General features: G+C 38.5%; 15 protein-coding genes. 6 read left to right on the forward strand and 9 right to left on the reverse strand.

The features are described 5' to 3' along the window. Positions 1–37: 37 nt before the first annotated feature. The 3 genes from N3I35_01235 to N3I35_01245 are packed head-to-tail and all read right to left on the reverse strand — an operon-like array spanning position 38 to position 5,092. Positions 38–2,203, reverse strand: a complete 2,166-nt coding sequence (locus N3I35_01235; GenBank protein MCX8128704.1) for a HAMP domain-containing histidine kinase — start codon at positions 2,201–2,203, stop codon at positions 38–40. Beyond that, positions 2,193–3,221: a hypothetical protein gene (locus N3I35_01240; protein ID MCX8128705.1), complete on the reverse strand. Its 1,029-nt coding sequence runs from the start codon at positions 3,219–3,221 to the stop codon at positions 2,193–2,195. The genes N3I35_01235 and N3I35_01240 overlap by 11 nt, the downstream gene beginning before the upstream one ends. A gap of 44 nt (positions 3,222–3,265) precedes the next feature. Continuing rightward, positions 3,266–5,092 carry a B12-binding domain-containing radical SAM protein gene (locus N3I35_01245; protein ID MCX8128706.1) on the reverse strand — a complete coding sequence of 609 codons (1,827 nt, stop codon included), beginning with the start codon at positions 5,090–5,092 and terminating at the stop codon, positions 3,266–3,268. A 215-nt stretch (positions 5,093–5,307) separates the two neighbouring features. On the opposite strand from N3I35_01245, the gene N3I35_01250 reads away from it, so the two are divergent. Continuing rightward, positions 5,308–6,549, forward strand: coding sequence for a S8 family serine peptidase (locus tag N3I35_01250; GenBank protein ID MCX8128707.1), 1,242 nt, complete (start codon positions 5,308–5,310; stop codon positions 6,547–6,549). 5 nt (positions 6,550–6,554) lie between these two features. Here the strand turns inward: N3I35_01250 and N3I35_01255 are convergent, their stop codons facing one another. Continuing rightward, entirely contained in the window at positions 6,555–9,461 is a 2,907-nt protein-coding gene (locus N3I35_01255) for a DUF3369 domain-containing protein (protein ID MCX8128708.1), read from the reverse strand. A 308-nt stretch (positions 9,462–9,769) separates the two neighbouring features. Between N3I35_01255 and N3I35_01260 the strand changes: the two genes are divergently transcribed. The 5 genes from N3I35_01260 to sfsA all read left to right on the forward strand — a co-directional run bounded on the left by N3I35_01260 (position 9,770) and on the right by sfsA (position 12,633). Continuing rightward, positions 9,770–10,645, forward strand: coding sequence for an SPASM domain-containing protein (locus N3I35_01260; protein MCX8128709.1), 876 nt, complete (start codon positions 9,770–9,772; stop codon positions 10,643–10,645). A gap of 28 nt (positions 10,646–10,673) precedes the next feature. Further along, positions 10,674–11,225: a host-nuclease inhibitor Gam family protein gene (locus N3I35_01265; protein ID MCX8128710.1), complete on the forward strand. Its 552-nt coding sequence runs from the start codon at positions 10,674–10,676 to the stop codon at positions 11,223–11,225. Then, entirely contained in the window at positions 11,225–11,404 is a 180-nt protein-coding gene (locus N3I35_01270) for a uracil-DNA glycosylase (protein ID MCX8128711.1), read from the forward strand. The genes N3I35_01265 and N3I35_01270 overlap by 1 nt, the downstream gene beginning before the upstream one ends. A 68-nt stretch (positions 11,405–11,472) precedes the next feature. Further along, positions 11,473–11,745 carry a DUF3243 domain-containing protein gene (locus N3I35_01275; GenBank protein ID MCX8128712.1) on the forward strand — a complete coding sequence of 91 codons (273 nt, stop codon included), beginning with the start codon at positions 11,473–11,475 and terminating at the stop codon, positions 11,743–11,745. A gap of 201 nt (positions 11,746–11,946) precedes the next feature. After that, the gene (sfsA, locus tag N3I35_01280; protein ID MCX8128713.1) at positions 11,947–12,633 is read left to right on the forward strand and encodes a DNA/RNA nuclease SfsA; all 687 of its coding nucleotides are present in this window, start codon (positions 11,947–11,949) and stop codon (positions 12,631–12,633) included. Positions 12,634–12,670: 37 nt separating this feature from the next. On the opposite strand, the gene N3I35_01285 is transcribed toward sfsA, so the two are convergent. The 5 genes from N3I35_01285 to N3I35_01305 all read right to left on the reverse strand — a co-directional run bounded on the left by N3I35_01285 (position 12,671) and on the right by N3I35_01305 (position 20,611). Continuing rightward, the gene (locus tag N3I35_01285) at positions 12,671–14,284 is read right to left on the reverse strand and encodes a copper amine oxidase N-terminal domain-containing protein (protein MCX8128714.1); all 1,614 of its coding nucleotides are present in this window, start codon (positions 14,282–14,284) and stop codon (positions 12,671–12,673) included. A gap of 100 nt (positions 14,285–14,384) precedes the next feature. Further along, positions 14,385–14,975, reverse strand: coding sequence for a 5'-deoxynucleotidase (yfbR, locus tag N3I35_01290; protein ID MCX8128715.1), 591 nt, complete (start codon positions 14,973–14,975; stop codon positions 14,385–14,387). A 15-nt stretch (positions 14,976–14,990) separates the two neighbouring features. Beyond that, positions 14,991–16,145, reverse strand: coding sequence for an HD domain-containing protein (locus tag N3I35_01295; GenBank protein ID MCX8128716.1), 1,155 nt, complete (start codon positions 16,143–16,145; stop codon positions 14,991–14,993). Between the two features lie 117 nt (positions 16,146–16,262). Beyond that, positions 16,263–17,504 (reverse strand): efflux RND transporter periplasmic adaptor subunit, encoded by a 1,242-nt coding sequence (locus N3I35_01300; protein MCX8128717.1) that lies wholly within the window; start codon positions 17,502–17,504, stop codon positions 16,263–16,265. Next, the gene (locus N3I35_01305) at positions 17,501–20,611 is read right to left on the reverse strand and encodes an efflux RND transporter permease subunit (GenBank protein MCX8128718.1); all 3,111 of its coding nucleotides are present in this window, start codon (positions 20,609–20,611) and stop codon (positions 17,501–17,503) included. Before N3I35_01305 ends, N3I35_01300 begins: the two co-directional genes overlap by 4 nt. Positions 20,612–20,620 lie beyond the last annotated feature (9 nt).

Genomic DNA, 20,620 nt, shown 5'->3' on the forward strand with positions numbered 1-20,620 from the left:
CGGAAAGGAATTCTTCCCGGTTTATATTGTTTATAGTTTAATTTATGGTTGGTATCTTTATTATGAATAATATTCCATTACCAACTTCGCTCTCACATAGAATCTCTCCATTGAACTTTTGTGTAATAATATTATACACTATATTAAGTCCCAGACCAGTACCACCTTTATTACGCCTTGTAGTAAAAAATGGATCGAATATTTTTTGTAAAAATTCTTTTTTTATACCTTTCCCATCATCAGAATATCTTAGTATTACATATTGACTCTGTTTCTCTATACTAAACCGTAAAACTCCTGTTTTGCCATCATCATAAGCATGTATTATTGAATTCATAACTAAATTAGTAATAACTTGTGAAAAAGCTCCCGGATAGCTATCAATTTCCAAGCTCTCTTGACAATTCACTTCTATACGGTGTCCATACTTTCTAATCTCAGGACTAAGGCTAATAAGAACCTCATTAATATATTCTCCTACTTTAAATTTGCGTTTTTCTTCACTTGATTGGTCGGCAGCAACCTTTTTAAAGCTCCTGATAAGATCTGCAGCACGCTTGAGATTTGATAAAATCATACCTGCCGATTGTACGCTTGTGTCTATATAGTTATCCAGATCCGAACGCTTCATTTTATTATTCTGATACAAGTCAGACAATTCTTTTGTTTCATCCACCAAGTGAGATGCCGCTGTTATGCCTACTCCAATTGGGGTGTTTATTTCATGGGCAACACCTACTACAAGACCTCCAAGTGCAGCCATTTTCTCTGATTGGATCAACTGATTCTGGGTATTCACTAACTTATCCATAGCTTCCTTTAACTGCTTGGTCCTCTCATCAACACGCCTTTCGAGTGAACTGTTTAGTTCGTCAACTTCTTGTTTAGATCTTTTTAGTTCAGTCAATGCTTCATTTAGTTTTTCATTATTTAAAACTAATTCATTCGAATAAACCAATAACTTTTCATGTGCATCAGAAAATCGTCTTCCCAGTATAAGCATTAGGGCAGCTATAAATATCAAAATACCCCATTTATACATGCTCGGAACTCTTCCGTATACAGAAAATAAAGGTATCTCAACTAATGAAATAAATGAGTATACAGAAAACCCTACTGTGAAAATCTTTGCATCAATATTCCCGCTTATAGCATAGCGTAACACTATAATGATCTGAATTAAAGCATCAAAGACACCAAGCAATAGAAAAATAGTACTTACTAAATCAGATGAGAGGTGTGCACCAGAATAGGAAAGTATAGAAGCTGCCATAATAATAAAATATAAAAAAATGTTAAAGTTCCATAGTTTATTAATTAAGGTGTTTTCTTTGAAAGTAAAGAAAACTTGTCTAAAAAAAGCCATAAAAGACATAACTGCACATGGAAACGCAATACTATTCAGTATGAAATATATTATATTATTTTCAAAGAACAAAGTATTCATGTTAACAGATATAGAAATAAAAACACACCCCATAGATAGGATGAAACAACTGAGATAAATTAGACTTTTTCTATCTTTTCTGTTAACAAATATTACATTGGGTAGGATAAAGAAACCAAAAACTATAAAGAAAAATCCTAAAATTACATTGTTTATATCTTTTCTCATGAAGAGTCTTGTTATTTCTTTATACTTGCCAATATAAACATTTCTGTAAGGTCCAACGGCTGGTAAATCAGAATATACTTTGATATATAGTTGCTTTCCTGTATGCTCCATTTGAAGAGGGATAACCAGTCTATCTCTTGATAAAGCATAATTTATTGCATAAGGCATGATATAAATATCATCTTTGAATATCATTTGGTTATCTACATAAGCTTCAACTTTTTTTGATAGCATGAGTTCAAAAAACAAAGCTGATGTCTGCCAAGTTTTGTTTTTTGGAATATTTATTCTAAACCAAACAGCTTTGTGCCTATTATCATTGTTAAGGGGTTTTCCTGTTATAGTATAGTCATACCATTTACCTTCAATAATTTGACTAAAGTCAATTTTACCCGTATCAACGCTAGCCGTATCATCCCACTTGTATTCCCATCCGTTCTTTAAACTGATGAATTTATCTTCAGATCTATCTTTTTCAGCAATTATTTGAAAAACCGTTATTGCTGTAAAAAAAAGTATAGCTACTAATAATATCACTAGACTTGTAAACATAAAGGGTCTGTTTTTTAAATTCAATTCAAGCTTCAACTAAATCCCTCCTCTCATACCTTGCCAATGCTTCTATGCAAATTGCTGTTGTCAGCTCCTCAGACCCATAACACCTTACCGGTTCGTCACAAAACCTCTCCCGCTGCCAGGAACCTTCCTGTCCTTGAGTCTTAAGTAGATACTCAACTGCTTCGTGCAGCAAAGTATCAAATGCACCAAAATTCAGGAAGGTACAAATCATATATCCGGCTGTTAAAGCAGTTTGGAAGCCGCTTTGTACAACATCCTCTCTTATTCGATGCAAGATGATATCCTTCACTTTGCCAAGCGAGGCCACTCCATTGTAAAAGGCTCTGGAGATCAGGTAATATAAAACATACTTGTTTGGAAAGTAAGGAATATTCTCTTCTTCCCTACCTTCTTCTACAATAATCGAAAGATAGTCTACCGTCAGTTTAGTATATCTATTTTCACCCATATACAGCAGTATATTTGAAAGGACTCCACAACACTTGTCATTCTTCCTGACATGAAGGAAAACCGTTTTTTCATCAAACTCAGATCGCATAGGATAGTCAAGAAGCCAAGTAAGGAAAACACCATCATTGCTCATATTGCTCAGAAGACTTTTCAAGTTATCAGGAAAGCTTACACCATTCATTTTTAGAAAGTAGGAGACACAAGCGATGACATCCAAATCAGGAACCGTATTAATAGGTGTATACTTTGTCAGGGTTCCGCCAGAAATTATTACACTTCTGTTTACACCAAAATATCTCCATATACCTTGCCCTTCCATCTCTTGCAGAAAAAAAGCAATGGCTTTTTGCGTCATCTCCCTAACCCTTGGCTCATCAATAAAACCTAGAGAATAAAGAACAAATGTAGTAATATATGTTGTGCTTACATACCTGCCCTGCCCGGTCATCATCTTGTCGGGAAAGACATAGGTTTTAAACTCACCATATGGAAGCTGGGATTTATGTAGAAAATCCAACCCCTTGGAAACAGCTGCATTTATTTCCGATCTTAAGTCTTTGTTATGTATACAAATCACCCCTTACACATCTATCTGCCGTCTTCCTTTCAGAAAATATGCAGTCAACAGGGTTTAAGATTAATTATTTCCCTCATTCGTTCTTCTGCTGCTTCTTTTCTCTTCCTTTGGTATTCTTCCTCACGCAGCAGCCGTTCTGCTTCCGAGGCAGTTGCCCAGGCCAGCCCCTGAGCGTGATATTTTTCTAGATAGAGGGCTTCGTGGCAATTGATTATCTGAATACTTTTATATGCTTCAAGCATTGCACTGGAAAACAGTTCTTTTATCTCTACTGCTTCCTCTCTGCTCATGCCCTTTTCAGTTTTATAGACCGAATCCACTTCCAGATCCTGTCTATTGTCAGAATTCACTTTTGAAATTCCAAAGCTATCACTATCGTTGTATACCTGTGACCCTTTCACCAGGTTAAATGCTTCATAGCAGATGGAATCTATGTTATCAAGATTTTCTAATATAAATCTGACAGTCATTGCCGCCTCTTCTCTGGTTTCAGTAGGAAAACCGAAGAAGAGGGATACATGGTTTCCTATTCCTGCCTTTTTGCTGTCTTCCAGCACCCTTCTGATCGTTTCTACCTCAATACCCTTGTTCATTGCCTTCAGTACCCTGTCACACGCTGACTCTAGTCCGAATCCCAATGCAAAACAGCCCGATTTCCTCAGCCTATTGAAAAGAATATCATTAAGCTGATTTTCAAATCTTGTGTGAGTTGACCAGTTTATATCGATGCCTTCCTGCAGCAAACTATCAGCTATTTGTGACAGGTATTTGGGAGGTATGGCCTCGTCTATGAAAGTAAATGTTTTGCACTTATACTTTTCTGATAATGCTTTAAGATCATCCGTTATTTTTTCCGCACCCCTATATCTGAATTTTCCGCTTGCATTCAGGTAAAAGCTGCAAAAGGCGCATCTTCCCCAATAACATCCTCTGGTAGCATAGGCAGGCAATATGTTTTCCGGCATCAGATATAATTCCAGCGGTAAGCCTTCAAAGTCCGGCGTTGGAAGCATGTCTATATTTTCAATACTACTTACCTCATTTGCAACTATTTTCGAGTCATCACAATATATTAAGTTGGGGATATCATTCAACGGCATTTCCTTATCCAGGCACTCTATCAATTTCAACAGAGGTGTCTCTCCCTCATGAATTATGATACTGTCAGTCAGCGAAAACAACTCCGTATTTTCCTTTACCGCATCTTCCATCCGAGTAAAAAAGCTACCCCCGATTACTACATGTGCACCGCTCAGTCTCTTCTTTATCATATGCGCTAGTGTCAATGCAGGAATTACCTGGCTTTCTACTGCTATGGACAATCCGATAATCTTCGGAGATTCTGCTATAATACCCGGTATGGTATATTTCTCATAATATTCGATATACAGATTTCTTTCTTTATCTTTCACAGCTTCCAGTATTTCCGCCGTAGAGCGTGCAGAACAAGCAGTACTATAACCGTAGAAGGATAACCGGGAAGGAAAATAGGCCATGGATAACAGTCTCATACAATCATTAAGAATATTTATGTTTCTGAAGTACTTTTCAAATACGAAAAAATCTTCCTTCTGCTTTATTGAAGCCTTAGCGTTCTCAACTTCACTGACAAGATACTCCCCTCTGGAAATCAGCTGGTTCAGTTCCAATGGGTCAGCTCCGGAAAAGATAAGGTTTCTCCGATTCATACATATGGAAAAATGAGCCTTTGAAAGCTCATCCTTGCTCATCAGCTTATCAAAGGACTCTATATTCAAATCCTTCTGTATCACCTCATGTCCTGCTTTCCGCAATACAGCTGCAAGGCATGGCAGCCCCAACGGAGGCATCGTCACATCATATTGTGGTGGGAAAACCAGCATTACTTTCATAATAATCCCTTTACTCTCCACTTGTTTATGCTTATATTAATTCTTCGCATACATAAAAACTCCTGCCTGAGTTTTCAACAATATTTTACGATATTTGCTATAATTTTCAACTAAAGATATAATAAAGAAATACTGCACAACAACAATTGAATTCTTAATAATATAAATAAGACTAAAGAAATAAATCAGGGATATAAGTAAAGGGTGGTATCTTTATGAATAGCTGTTCCAGCCATAGTCAGAGCAACAAGGGTAATATACTTGTAAAATTTATGGATTACAAAAATTCAACCGGCATCAAAGAGCATTTTAAGGAGAAATTGTCACTGAAACACTTAAACACTAAAAAAATCCTTAAATATTCAAAAACTGAGCTGCTTCAATTGCATGAAGACGATGATTTTGACGAGGTAGTCAGCCATCTGCATAATCACCCGGAAATCTACTATGCTCAGCCTGATTATTTGCTGCATGCCTGTTCATCAACCGATAACCAGACATTCCGCTTCCAGTGGGGGCTCGAGAATACGGGGCAGACAAATAAGCTCGACATAGCCGGATGCTGCGGCATTGATATTGATGTCCTGGATGCATGGAGTATTACACAGGGATCGGAGTCTGTTGTGGTTGCAGTATTGGATACCGGAATAGATATAAATCACATAGCATTGAAGAATAGTATTTACCATAATCCCTACGAAACAGGCATAGATGGCAAAGACAACGATGGGAATAATTATTGTGATGATTTTTCCGGATGGGATTTTGTAAATAAGGACAATACGGTATATGATTCGATACGGGATGCAAAACACGGTACGGAGGTAGCAGGGGTTATTGCCGCGCGGGGTGTAGATGCCGGTACAGTCGGCGTTGCACCCGGAGTAATTATTCTTCCTCTAAAAATCATGGATATTGATAAAAGCTGCACTTCAGCAGCTGTAGAAGCTATAGAATATGCCAAAGCTAAAGGTATACGGTTGGCTAATTGCAGTTGGGGGGATACTAATCAAAATCCTGCCTTAAGATTCCATATGCAAAACTCAGATATTTTATTTGTATGTGCTGCAGGCAATAACGGAGATGATGTATCCGTCGCGCCGTTTTATCCGGCCTGCTTCGACCTGCCTAATATAATATCGGTAGCTGCAGTGAATAATAAGGGCTGTCTATGGCCTGGATCCAATTATGGGAATAGAATCCATGTAGCTGCTCCCGGAGCTTGCATACTGAGTACTATCCCATCCGAAGATGAATGCAGTTATGGAATCGATACGGGAACTTCACTTGCAGCACCCCATGTTACAGGAATTGCAGCCCTTATACTGTCAAAATACCCTGATCTGGATGCTCCGGGTATAAAACAGCGGATAATCCAGAGCGTAAAACCGCTGAGTACCTTACAGGACAAAGTGACTTCAGGTGGACTGGTAAATGCATATAAAGCTCTAGTATAAAACTGCTATTCACGATATGGTAAAAGGAACCGGAAGCATGTTCCGCTTCCTTTACTTGACTCGACTTCTATTGTTCCGCTGATGCTATTCACCTCACTCATTACTGCTGCAAGGCCAACTCCTCTACCAGAATAGTGATCTGCTTCTGTCCTAGTTGTAAAATACTCTTCAAATACAAGATTCAAAGCCTTTTCCTCACTCAGCGCACATGCAGCATGTTCATCCAGAACTCCCTGTTCAACTGCTGCAATCCTTATTTTTTCTGTATCAATGCCACAGCCGTCATCCGTTATGGTAATTGCTATGCAATTATCAATCAAATTTACGCTGCAAGTAATATTGGCGCTCTCAGACTTGCCTTTTGAAGCACGTATATCCGCACTCTCAATTCCATGAACAACTGCATTTCTGAATACATGAACAAGAGAACGTGTAAAACTCTCGTACTTTTCCATATTTACAGGGAAATCCCCGCCTTTAATCACAAGAGGATTTAACTGTTTATCAAGATGTAACGCAATTTTTCCAACATATCCTGGGTATTGCTTCAAGAGTTCTTTAAAAGGCCTGAACCTCAAATGTTTTAGGTCTTTGAGAAGTAATTCCCTTCCAGCTGCCGGAAGTATGGATTCCACCTTTTTTTCTATCTCCAGCAGCTTCGCCTGATCAACAAAAATCACTTTCTGGTGATTCAAATAATCTTCACCCAGTATATCTCTTAAAACATCCAGATCGGATTTTATCCACGAAAGCATTTCATCAGAGTCAATTTTACTTCTCAGATTTTCTATTATTACTGCATCTTCGCATTTCTTCCATTCTGACAGCAGCGTCTCGAATTCATGTAATTTGCTTACTATATTAATCATATCCAACTGGCTGAAACTGCCTTTAAATGTATGTACTTTCCTTATTACTTCAAAAATCGTACTCTCAGCCGTTCCTTTACCGAGAATAATTTCTCCCATCCCATACATACAAAACTCTTCATAATCCCGTACACATTTGGTCATATCCTCATAATCAGTAACGGCCTTTACAACCATTTTCAGTAAATTCCGTTCTTTTTCAATCTTGTTTTCAAGAAATTTCCTTTCCGAAACATCCGTCAGAATGACCATAAAAGTTCTGAAGTTTTCAGCATTTCCCTCCAAAATCTTATATTTCACATCAATGTACCTTTCATTCACTCTTATTTCATTCGGCAGCAGTGGCAGATATATATCTCTTATATCACCACTGTTTATGCTTAATACCTTCCGTATCATAATTTCAAGATACTTTTGTTGTTCCTTATCAGAATAAATAAGCTCCGCGAATTTTTCCCCTTTTATCTCCTTCCCGAAAATGTTTACGCATTCAGCACTATATTCCCCATCAATACTCAGGCTCTCGCCAAAAGTGAGAAAACCTTGCCCTGCATTATCAAGAAGATTTCTTATATCTGCGTTTCTATTAATGATTTCACAGAAAAGTGATGCATTTTCTATTGCAAGTCCTGCCTGTCCTGCAAACGTAAAAGCAACATCCTCATCCTTACTGGTAAATGCATCGGACTTGAAACTTTCCATTAATATTGCCCCGAACAAATCATCCTGATACACGATAGGAACGACAAGATAGGATTGAAATGACATATTCGTGCCTTCAGGCTTGTTATTTATATCCGGGATACTGTACAGCTTGCGTTCTTCCATACCGGCAAGTATTTTTAGCTCAAAAGGTTTCAGTGAATGGTTCACTATACTGAACCTACCATTTTCCTTCACAGTAACCAGCTTATATCCGCTTTCTTCGGCTAATACAGCCAATCCTCTGTCAAATTTTATTACCTGTGATATACTTTCCAAAAGTTTCGACATAATCTCGTCCACGTTTAGTGTAGATGTGAGATCCATATTCAATTCACGGAGCTTTTCCGACAACTGGCGCTGCTGTCTCTCGGCTTCATATTTATTTGAGCTTATTATAGCTTCACTGACAGCGGAAACGTTTGAGCAGAATACTTCTATCAGGTCCATGGTCATGTCATCCAAGAAGCTGCACCCTTCAAAGAAAAGAAGGCTTTCCGAGCCTGTCATTCCTTTAAGATATATAGCAAGGTATTTATCATGGTAAACTATATGTTTTTTTGCATAAGCACTGTATAAAAATGAAAGTATATCCCCAGGTACAGCCTCCTGGATCTTTCTTCCTTCATCCTTCTGATATATGCCTGTTGCTGACAGAATAAAAAATTCGTTATTTTTTTTTACTGCTGCAAAGCTTGAACTGTTTATGCACTCAAAACTATTCAATTCTATTATGGATGCCAGCTGTGCCAAAACTTTTCCGGCAAAATCCTTAAGAGGCTGTTCAAAAAACATCGCCGAAAATGAATCTACTATTCCTCTAAGACCTTTCCTGCTCGTATCAATAATATTCAGGTCACGGTATGCTCTTAGCGAAGATAATATAGTAGTATAAAGCTTTTGAGAAGTAAGTTCTGTCTTTTCCTTATAGTCATTAATATCATAGTCAAGTACTACTTTTTCCTCCGGAGCCTGCCCAGGCTGACCGGTTCTGAGAATAATACGTACCAGTTTATTCCCCAGTTCCTCACGAATATATTTTACAGTTTTTAGACCCACATCATCTTCTTCCATTACCACATCAAGAAGAATTATTGCTATATCAGGATGCTTCCTCATCAATGTCCTTGCCTCAGCTCCGGAAAAAGCACTTAAAAACTCAAGTTTTCTCCCCTCAAACTCAAGCTTGTTCAGGACCATCTTAGTAACATTGTGAACCTCATGCTCATCGTCTACTATAAGCAGTTTCCACTTTCCGTTTTCTTTTTCACTGTAGCTGTCTTCATCCGCAAATATAAAAGTATCATCTGCAAACACAAGCTCATTCGAACTGTCAAGCATACCTGTTTACTCCTCTGTATTTTCATAAGTAATAATTAGTAATTAAGAAAAGTGTTTGTCCATTAACTGGATAAACACACTGTAGTAAGCCCTGTACGCGATTTTGTTTTACTTAAGTAACATCAGGTTTCATTCTATTAACATAAAAGTTTTATTTTATTGATATATTCGTCAAAATATATCATAATCCTTCAAAAAAATAATTATTATGAAATACAGATAAAAGTCGAACTCAAACCAAAATTTTATATTTACATTTCCTCTTGTAATAAATAAACTAGTATTAATAATATGCTTGGGGACTAAATATGGTAAAATATTTTAAAAAAACATATATAGAAATCACCAATATCTGTAACCTTTCGTGCAGCTTCTGTCCAAAAACCTTGCGCAAGGCTGGCTACATGGATATAGAAATGTTTGAAAAAATCCTAAACCAGATAAAGGGATATTCAAAACACTTATACTTTCATGTACTTGGTGAACCACTTATTCACCCTGATTTAGGCAATTTCCTTGACCTTTGCGGCAACTATGGGTATATAGTAAATATTACAACAAATGGTACTCTTATAGACAGATTAACACATGAATACATTATCAAGCCGGCATTAAGGCAGTTGAACATTTCTCTGCACAGTTTTGAAGCCAACAGCTCAAAAGAATCTATAGGTATGTATCTTCACAAGATATTCAGCTTTGTATTAGAAGCAAGAAGATGCTCAAATCTTCAAGTATGCCTGCGTCTCTGGAATATTGACAGCCATAATCACTCAACAGCAAACAGTTATGTTCTCGAAAGCATCCAGAAGGTTTTTTCACTGCCCTTCAGCCTGGAGGAAAAACTAACACCCTGCAACGGCATAAAACTTATAGAGGGTGTATTCCTAAATCAGTCAAGCAGTTTTGAATGGCCTGATATAAACGCATGTGACGCCGGTAGTGATAAAGGTTTTTGTTACGGACTCAGAGATCAGATAGCCATACTCGTAGATGGAACTGTAGTCCCTTGCTGCCTTGACGCTGAAGGTACCATGGCCCTTGGAAACATAAATGAAGAATCCTTTTCAGAAATAATCAACTGCAAAAGAGCAAGAGATATATATGAAGGTTTTTCCCGCAGGAGGGCAGTAGAAGCGCTCTGCAAAAAGTGTCAGTACAGGCTTAGGTTTAATTTGAAATAGACAGTTTTAGCATATAGGAGGTCATATTATGGAATATAACAGTCATGTTTTGGAAATAATCAACGAAACACTGCTGGAACAAGGCAGTGAGGATGAAGGCTTTATCATAGACAATGATAATAAAGCCGAATGGGCTCTTCGCAAGATAAGCGAGGAAAGGGCAGAAACACAAAGATATGTGAATGTTTGTAAAGCTATGATCGAGGAATACCAGGAAAAGATACACCGTGCAGAAGAAGCTTTAAAGAACAAAACGGCATTCCTGGAAACCCGTCTTAAACAATACTTTGAAACCGTAACACATAAGACCACCAAAACACAGGAAACATATAAACTTCCCGGTGGGACACTAAAACTGAAGCTTCAAAATCCGGAGTTCAGGCGCGACGAGGAGCAACTCCTCAAATGGCTTAAGGAAAACGCATACAACAGTTTTATAAAAATTGAGGAAAAGCCTGACTGGGCAGAGCTTAAGAAAAGCATAATCATTTCGGGAGAAATCGCTGTAACCGGAGACGGGCAGGTTATTGAGGGTGTGAAAGTTATAGAAAAGCCTCCTGTTTTTGAGGTAGAAACCTAATGAATCCGGAAAATGTAAATTGTATAAAATGCCAATATTTCTATGTGACCTGGGATAAGCACTTTCCTAAAGGCTGTAAGCTTTTCGGCTTCAAGTCAAGGAACATGCCCTCTGTCACAGTAATGGAATCGACCGGCAGCAAGTGCTCTAACTTCATCCTAAAAAACAAAACTATATAGTACTTAGCATATTGTATATTTTCTTTCCCCCCAGGTAAATAATATAAAGAAAACCAGGAGGAAAGATTATGGAATTGAATAATGTAGACAATTTTAAACATTGGGATAAGTGGAAAAAGACACTGGCCCGTGCTGTCAACATAAGTGAAAGCATTGGCTTATCAGACAAGACTATAGAGAATTTTGCTTATAAGATAGGCAACATACTGTCCGCCAATGTCGATCCGGAAAACCGTGAGCACAGACTGCTTAAGGAATTATGGACATTGAGTGATGAAAGTGAAAGGCATGTATTGTCAAAACTCATCGTAAAGATGGTTCAAAACACTAATCTTCACTAAAAACCGGCAGTATATTCTGCAATTTATGATAAAATAAAACAAAAACCATTAAATTTGGAGAAAACATGGATAAAAAGATCCCTATCTCATGGTCCAGTATGATGAAATCAAGGATTATACTAAAAATCTCTCCCATTCACTGGACGAACTTGAGAAAATGACTTTTCCCCTAAAACATAAAAATAGATTGAGGCAGGCACGATGAAATACAAGTCAATAAAAAAGGCAATATTCATAAAACGTCCAAACAGATTCATTGCACAAGTATTTTCAGATGGAAGGGAAGAAGTTGTCCATGTAAAGAATACCGGTCGCTGTAAAGAGATTTTAAAAGAAGGGGCTCAGATCATTTTAGAGGTCTCCTCCAATCCCTTAAGAAAAACCCGCTGTTCTCTTATTAGCTGCTATAAAAACCAAAACCTTATAAACATAGATTCACAGGTGCCTAATACAGTAGTATACGAGAGTATCCTTCAAAAAAACATCAAAGAATTCCAAAATGTAGCAAAACTTAAGCGTGAAGTTGTATATAAAAATTCCAGATTTGATTTATACTTTACTACTGATACTACAGAAGGTTTTATTGAGGTAAAGGGCGTTACTCTGGAATGTGACGGTATTGCAAGTTTCCCTGATGCCCCCACTGAAAGAGGCACTAAGCATATTTATGAAATGATGAAAGCAGTGGAAGAAGGCTATGAAGGCTATATCTTTTTTCTGATCCAGATGAAAAATGTCAACCTGTTTACTCCTAATAAAAAAATGGACCCCGCCTTTGCACAGGCATTGGAAACAGCAGTAAAAAGAGGGGTCAGAGTACTCGCATACGATGCTGTTGTTACTGAAGACGAAATAACCATTGGAAACCCCATACCGATAGACTTATAAAAATCCTCCGGTTGATCTAAAACCGGAGGATTTTTTATTATTCCCACATTTCCATGTCATTGTAGTTACTATATATTATCAATGTGTTGGTTTTTTTATTCCATTTTGTCCCTGCTGCCAGATAATCAGTTAACATACTCACAGGAACATAGTTCTTTTTGTTTATGGAAGTCATTGGTTCAGCAAGGCTATATTTCCTTCCGTTCACTTCAGCCTCATTACTGTTTGCCTTAAATACAATCTTTGTATCATCCTTATGAACAGTTACAGTCTGATTTTTAGCATTTGTACTCACCTTTGCCCCAAGCGCTTCACTTACAGCCCTTACAGGAACAAGGATTGTATAGTCCTTTACTTTAGCATCCAGCCCTACCCCGAGCAGTTTACCGTCAATTTCGATATTTACAGGCTTGTTTTCATCATAACTATACGGCGCATACCCGTAGCATTCAATTATTGTTGGGTTTAGCACCTCATATAACTCAGTGTAACTAAAGGAATTCTTTTCATTCAGCTCAGGAAGGACTATTTTAACATCCTTGTTGATATTACTTATCTCAGTGCTGTAATCAATTCCAAAGGCTATTGTACCGGCAGCGCGGGCTGGCACAACACCCTCAGAAAGCTTTTCCAATGCTGTTACTATTTCCTTCATATCTATCTTAAAATCCATAGAACCTGATTCACTGGCTACATAACCGTCATTGTTTATGCCATAACTTATTGTTATGCCTTTTTCACCGACAATCTTAACATCCTTTATGGCATCAAACACTTTATTTACCATCTCAAGGTTTTCTGCAATGCTGTCCTCAAGCATCTTAATCATCATTTCTGCTTGTATGCTTGTCAAATTAACACTTGCTCCATTATCTTCAGAGTAAATTTTTACAGCAGAAATTATAAAGTCTTTAATAAACTCCATAGCCATCTTATTCTGCATAAAATTATTTATGGTATATTTCAGAAGAGCTTTAAAAGAGCTGTCATCAAGCTTCATTTCGTAGAAGCTCAAATACTCCCCGTTAACTGACTTTCCTCCCTTGTATGTAATAAAGTTGAAACCCGGATCAAACTGTTTTGCATATTCTTTAATGAAATTTATAAGCTTTGTTGTAAAGCTGTTGTTGAACTCAAGCGCTTTCTTGTAGTCAACAGCAAATTTCTCACCACCTTCAGGCATATTGGCAAAATCAAACATAATATACTGTTTGCCCCTGAACTGATAGGGCAGCGCTAATGTAGCAACAGACGGTATTCTGACAATTTCCTTTACAACAGCTTTTTCCCCTGTTATGTCACTATCTGCCCATACGCTGAATCCGGAGGATACCCCACCAATATCAAAAATACCGTCCACCTGTGATTTTGATATAGTCCTGTCCGCATTCCTGCTAAGCTTCTGATTCAGATCGATTTTCATACCGTTAAGTATGGCCGCCAGAAACGATATATCCTGGCTTTCTCTTTTTGGAAAGCCCGATGCTTCAAACCTTAGTGTGATACTGGTTTTACTCTCCATGGAATTGATAGAAGCAGATTTTGTCAAAGCACCTATCACCGTCAGTTCATCAGCGCTGCATCCGGCAAGGAATGTTACAAGAAAAGACACTATAACCAAAACAGCAACAAACTTATTTTTTTTCCGCATAAAATCCCCCTTATAATACACAAATTCTATATAAATAAAGAATTGTCTGGTAAAAATTATACTATCCTTCCAATATATAGTCAACATAACCATATGCACATTATTCAAGCTCATCCAACGTCAATGAAAAACTGGGAATAAAATTTTCCATATAATACTTTACTTCAGGAAGATTGATTTCATTAATTGATTTCAGTATGGATTCACTTGCTTTCTTAAATTCCCTGTTTCCAGCCTTTACTTCCTCAATACATTTGATATATGCGGAAATTCTGTCGGCAGCCTTGACAATTTTCCAGCATTCTGGATCGTTATCCTCATGAAACAGTATTGATGAATAGTCTTCAACAAGCTCCTCCGGAAGCATTGAAAGCATCTTGTTTTTTGAAATATTCTCAATGTCCTTGTATGCTTTGCTTATTTCAGGGTTGAAGTATTTGATAGGGGTAGGCATGTCTCCTGTAATTATTTCATTGCAATCATGGAACATACCCAAAACTGCAATTCTCTCGGGATTTATACTCCCTTTGAAAAACCTGTTCCTGATAAGTGCCAGTGCATGAGCAATCACGGCAACCTGAAGGCTGTGCTCTTGGATATTCTCGGGTTGTGTGTTCCTCATAAGGCCCCAGCGCGCTATATATTTCATCCTTGATAGAAAGGCAAAAAAATGAAATTTAGGTCTAGACATACTATCCTCCTGCGTTTACATCCAATATATTTCCTCGAAGCAGCTTAAAGCAAACCCGTCAGTCATACCTGCCATAAAATCTATGACCTTCTGTTCATCTGCATCTTCAGCATCGTAGCCCGTATCCTGAATAAAGCTGTAAAACTTCCTATATACCCTTTGCTCACTATTTTTCAACCTATCAATATCATCAAGACTTTCCAGAAGATTGAAGAACAGTCCCTCCATTACATTTTCTGCTGTCTTTTCATATCTCATGATCTTATCCGCTCTGTATATGAGTCTTACATTTTCTTTTATCAGCTTCTCCAAGGCTTCTCCTTTGGCTTTGCTGAGCTGTATGTATCCCGTATCGTAGCTGTTTTCGATCAAATCACATACAAGAGTATTTATTATCTCACCGTTTGTATAGCCCAATTCGTCACAGACATCCTTTGCAATATCATTCATATTCATAAGCCTGACTCTTACTGCATCCTCAATATCCCTTCCCACATAAGCAATCTTGTCGACTAGTCTGACAACGCATGCCTCAAGGGTATAAGGCCGCTGAGATCGTGACTTCATATCCTTAAGGCTGGAAAAATCCTTGCTCCTGTCGGATTCCAAACGGTATTCATTATAATTCTCGCCACAGTGGCATGCTATACCGTCCCGCACTTCAAAAGTCAGGTTTAGGCCGCATTTTTCATTTATTTTTTCTTTGGAAACACGTGTTGCAAGTCTGTCTACTACTCGCAAACTATGAAGTTCATGTTGGAAGCTCAACTTGGCATTAATGCTTTTAAGGCATCTGTCAAGAACCTTTTCTCCGCTATGACCAAAGGGAGCATGGCCTAAATCATGTCCCAACGCTATAGCATAGGTAAGGTCCTGATTAAGATTCAGTGTTCTTGCTATAGTAGCAGCTATAGAACCTACGTGTAATACATGCTCCATCCTCGTACATATATGGTCGTTTTTTGCATTGAAAAAAACCTGGGTTTTGTGCCTTAACCGCCTAAACTCCATGGAATAAAGAATTCTGTTTGCGTCTCTTTCGAAATCAGTTCTCACAGGGCATTTTTCTTCAAAAATAAGCCTGCCCTTTGATTCAACGTTTTTTGCTGCATATTTTGAAAGGCTTTCTTCCTGTTTTTCTCTAATTTCTCTCCAGATTACAGGTGACATTATATACCCCTTCTCCTCTTTGATATTAGTTTTACTCTATCATAAAATCCGCAAAAATCTGGATTTTATCAAGCTGGCACTATGAACCATCATACAATAATATACTGTGATTGATAACTATTTTACAATCTTGACTTTTTCGCCATCATGCAGAAATATCTGCCCTTCAGTAATAACTCTATCGCCCGATTTCAGCCCATTTATGACTTCTATAGTCTTCCCGTCTGAAATCCCAGTCTCTACAGGTGCCCTTTTTACGTTCTCTCCAACCACCGTATACGCATATTGTACTCCACTCTCTACAACTATACATTCTTCCGGAACAGTCAAAATGCTATCCTTCTTTTCCACCGGAAGCGATACTTTTGCAAACATTCCTGGCTTAAGCTCCAGGTTTTTGTTATCTATTCTGATCTTTACCGTATACAACTGGGTCTTTGAATCTGCTGCTGGGCTTATACTATCAATATTGCCTTCAAATTCTTTGCCTTCTACCGCATTTACCTTTAATCCTACCTTTTCACCTTTGCTCAGCCTGCCAAGCATCTTATCCGTAATACTTATTTCCAGTATGAGAACATCCGTATTTATTACTGTGTATACAGGCGATCCTGCCGCAACCATTTCACCTACATCTATATTTCTGACAGAAACAACCCCGGAAACAGGTGAAGCTATTCTTGTATTGTCCAGTTGTATAGCAGAAAGCTGTACGGCAGCTTCGGCCTGGCCTACTTGTGCAAATGCTGCATTCGCACTCTGTTTTGCAGCTTTACCTTTTATCAGTTCCAGGTTTTTTTGGGCTGTATCCAGCTGAATGGTTGCGTTATCGAGCCTGGATTTTACATTATCAAACTCCTGCTTTGAAGTTTGTCCTTCTTTATACAGGTCTTCTGTCTTATCATACATATCCATTGCATCGTTGTATTGTACCTGTGCCTGCTTAACCGATGCCTCAGCTTGAAGCACCTGCTGTTCGATTGAAGATTCTGCCGTTCTGGTATAGTTGGCACGTGCAGCTTCCAGGGAAGCTTGTGCCTGGCGCTTCTGAGCTTCGGCATCCTTGCTTTCAAGAGTGAATAATATATCACCCTTTTTAACTTCGGAACCTATATCTGCATTTACACCTTCGACTTTTCCGGGTGCTTTCGAGGATATTACAACCTCTTCTACAGGTTTTAGTTTTCCGCTATACTCAACGTATATATTTATTGAGGAATACCCGGCTGCTACTGCTTTTACATTCCTCACCCTCTTATCCTTTACGGTATTGTCATTACCACAACCGCTAAATCCCGCTGCTATGAGCAATAGTATCACTATTACCGTAACGGGTTTCAAATTCTTGAAATATTTCATGCCTCAACACCCCCATCTGCTATTAAACGCCTACTTTTTCTTTTTGGGAACATTTTTCTCAGGTCATCTATCATAGTATAAACAACGGGCAGCAATACAGGTGTTAAAAGAGTTGATGTCAACATACCCCCTATCAGCACTATAGCCATACCCGATTTGATCTCACTCCCCTCACTTAAGGCAAGCGCAGAAGGAAGCATTCCCACCACCATAGTGACAGAAGTCATAATTATTGGTCTCAATCTGGTCGTCCCGGACTCTATAAGCGCTTCCCGTAGCGGCAGCCCTCTTTTCTTCATAAGTGTATTTGTATAATCGATGAGAAGTGTACCATTCTTTGAAGCCAAGCCATCCAGCATAATAAAACCTATCATAGTAACCAAATTCAGAGATTTACCGGTAATAACCAACGCAACAAGTGCACCGATCACTCCACATGGTAGTGACAGCATTCTTATAAACGGCGTCAGATAGGATTCGTATAAGACAACAAGAATCATATATACAAGAATAACGGATGCAATAAGCACCTTTATTAGCGAACTGAAAGTAGTATTCATATTTTCTTGATCGCCTCCAAAATAAACACGACAGTTTTGGGGAATCTCCAGATCCTTTAGTCCGGCTTTTATGTCTTTGTTTATTTCTCCTAAAGACCTGCCCTCAATGTTTGCAGATACCGTCACAAGGCTCTGTCTATCTTGTCTTAGCAATTCCTGTGGGGTATCAGTTTCAGAAATACGCGCCACTTGCTCCAGATAAACCTGTTGCCCCGAAGATGAAATAATCTTGATATTTCCCAGGTCATACTTGGTTTTCACCTGACCCTCAGCAAATTTTACAACTATATCATACTCATTTCCGTTTTTACGGTATACACCTGCCTGAGTTCCCTGTATGGCAGTATGAAGCGTATTTGCAATTTCAGGCACCAAAACACCGTACTCCAAAGCAGCCAGCCGGTCGATCGTAATACCGAGTTCCCTTTGACTTGCTCTTATTGTACTGTCTACATCAGTTACTCCATCTACGATTCTGATAAGTTCCTCCACATCTTTTGACAGCTTCTTGACTACTTCAAAATTAGGTCCGGTAACATTTATCGCCAAAGGCTTTGTACCATCAATGGAAGTTCTTCCTGCAAGGCTTGTTTCAGTGACAGAAAAATCAATACCCTCCAGGGCTTTACCCCACTCCCGCAGCTCGCCGGCCAGTTCACTCTGACTTTTATCCCTTTTGTTTTTTTCTATCAGATTAACAGTGATTTGGGCCGCTGATGGATTTCTGTCGGCTCCTACAGTTGCAAAGTAATTCTTTATCTCTTTAATGCCTTTCAGGTGTCTTTCTATCTCTTTTACCTTCATATCAGTTGCTGTAAGTCTTGACCCGGGAGTCACTTTGACATCTATGGTCAACTTACTCTGGTCTGCGTTTGGAATAAATTCGGTGCTTATAAATCCCAACGGGATAAAAGATATACTCAATATGATTCCTGCTGTAATAACCCCTACTACCTTCCAGCGGTTGTTTAAAGACCAGATAAGAATTTTTCTGTAAGCCAGTACTCCACCTTCAAAAAGCTTGATAAACAGGCCCGGCTTTCTGTCAGAGATTTTTTTGTTTTCATTTCCGGTGCTTTCCTCTTTTTTAAGCAGGCGCGATGACAGCATCGGAGTGATGGTGAATGAAACCAGAAGCGAAATTGATGTTGCAAATACTACCGTCAAGCCAAACTCCTTAAAGAATTGACCTATCATATCCGACATAAATGCGACAGGTCCAAATACAACTATATCGCATAAGGTTATTGCTACAGCTGCCATCCCTATTTCCTTCCGGCCGTCTATGGCAGCCCTTACCGGATTCTTACCCATTTTAAGATGCCTTTGTATGTTTTCCAATACCACTATCGAATCATCAACCAGAATTCCTATACACATAGAAAGTCCTAACAATGACATAAGGTTTAGTGTGAAATCAAATACATACATCATAAAGAATGTAGAAATAAGCGATGTCGGTATTGAAACCAGAATTATCAGTGATGACCTCCATTTTCTAAGAAAGAGGAACATAACGAGGGTAGTGGTAATAATTCCTTCTATGAGATTGTTTTTTACTTCTCTAAGGGTAAGATTAATGAAGGTTGATGCATCATCAGCTATGGTTATTGCTACGCCTTCCGGTATTGTGCTCATTACAGCTTCCAGTTCATTTCTAACATTTTTCGCTGTTTCTACTATATTGGCGTCGCTCTGCTTTTGAATAAATACACCTATAGAGCTATCTCCATTTAGTCTCAACATCTTTTCGGCTTCGGGATACTTCAGATTTACACCAGCTATCTCAGCAAGCCTTATTGTACCGCCAGCTACAGGTATCCGCAGGTTCCTTATTTCGACTATATCACTGTACTCACCCCGTACTCTGAGTGTCTGAATCCTGTTTTCCTGTTCTATTTCCCCGGCAGGAATACTGATGTTTTCTGCCTTTAGCTTACTAACAATAGTATTTATGCTTATTCCGTAGTTTTCCAGCTCAGTCTTATCAACCCCAACCTCAAGTTCCTTTTGTGAAGCCCCTTCAAGAGTTACACTGCCGACACCCTCCAGCCTCTCCATTGCCTGCTTGATCTTATCTGCCTGGTTGTACAACTCTTCAAAAGGTACCTTTCCTGAAACTGAAAGCATCATTACAGGCTGTGCGTTTTTGTCTATTTTTTTTAGTATTGGTTTTGATGCATCCTCGGGAAGCTTTCCTGATATATCGGACAAAGCTTGTTGTACATCCAGGAATGCATCATTTATATCAGTCTCCATAGAAAACATTAACAGCGTGTATCCAAAACCCACTCCTGAGCCTGAACGGACGGTATCTATTCCACTTATTGCGGAAACTTCATTTTCTATAGGCTTTACTATATCCTCTTCAATTTCCTCTACACCTGCACCCGGGTAATTTGTAAAGATAGTTATAACAGGGAGATCAACGGATGGAAACAAATCCGCTCCCAGATTCATGTAGCCTATAACTCCCAGACTGATTATCAGAACTACAGCCATCATAACCGCTGCAGGCCTTCTCACTGACAATTCCGTAATGCTCACCAGTAAAGC

The organism is Clostridia bacterium, assembly GCA_026414765.1.
GTDB lineage: Bacteria > Bacillota > Clostridia > Acetivibrionales > DSM-27016 > SKW86.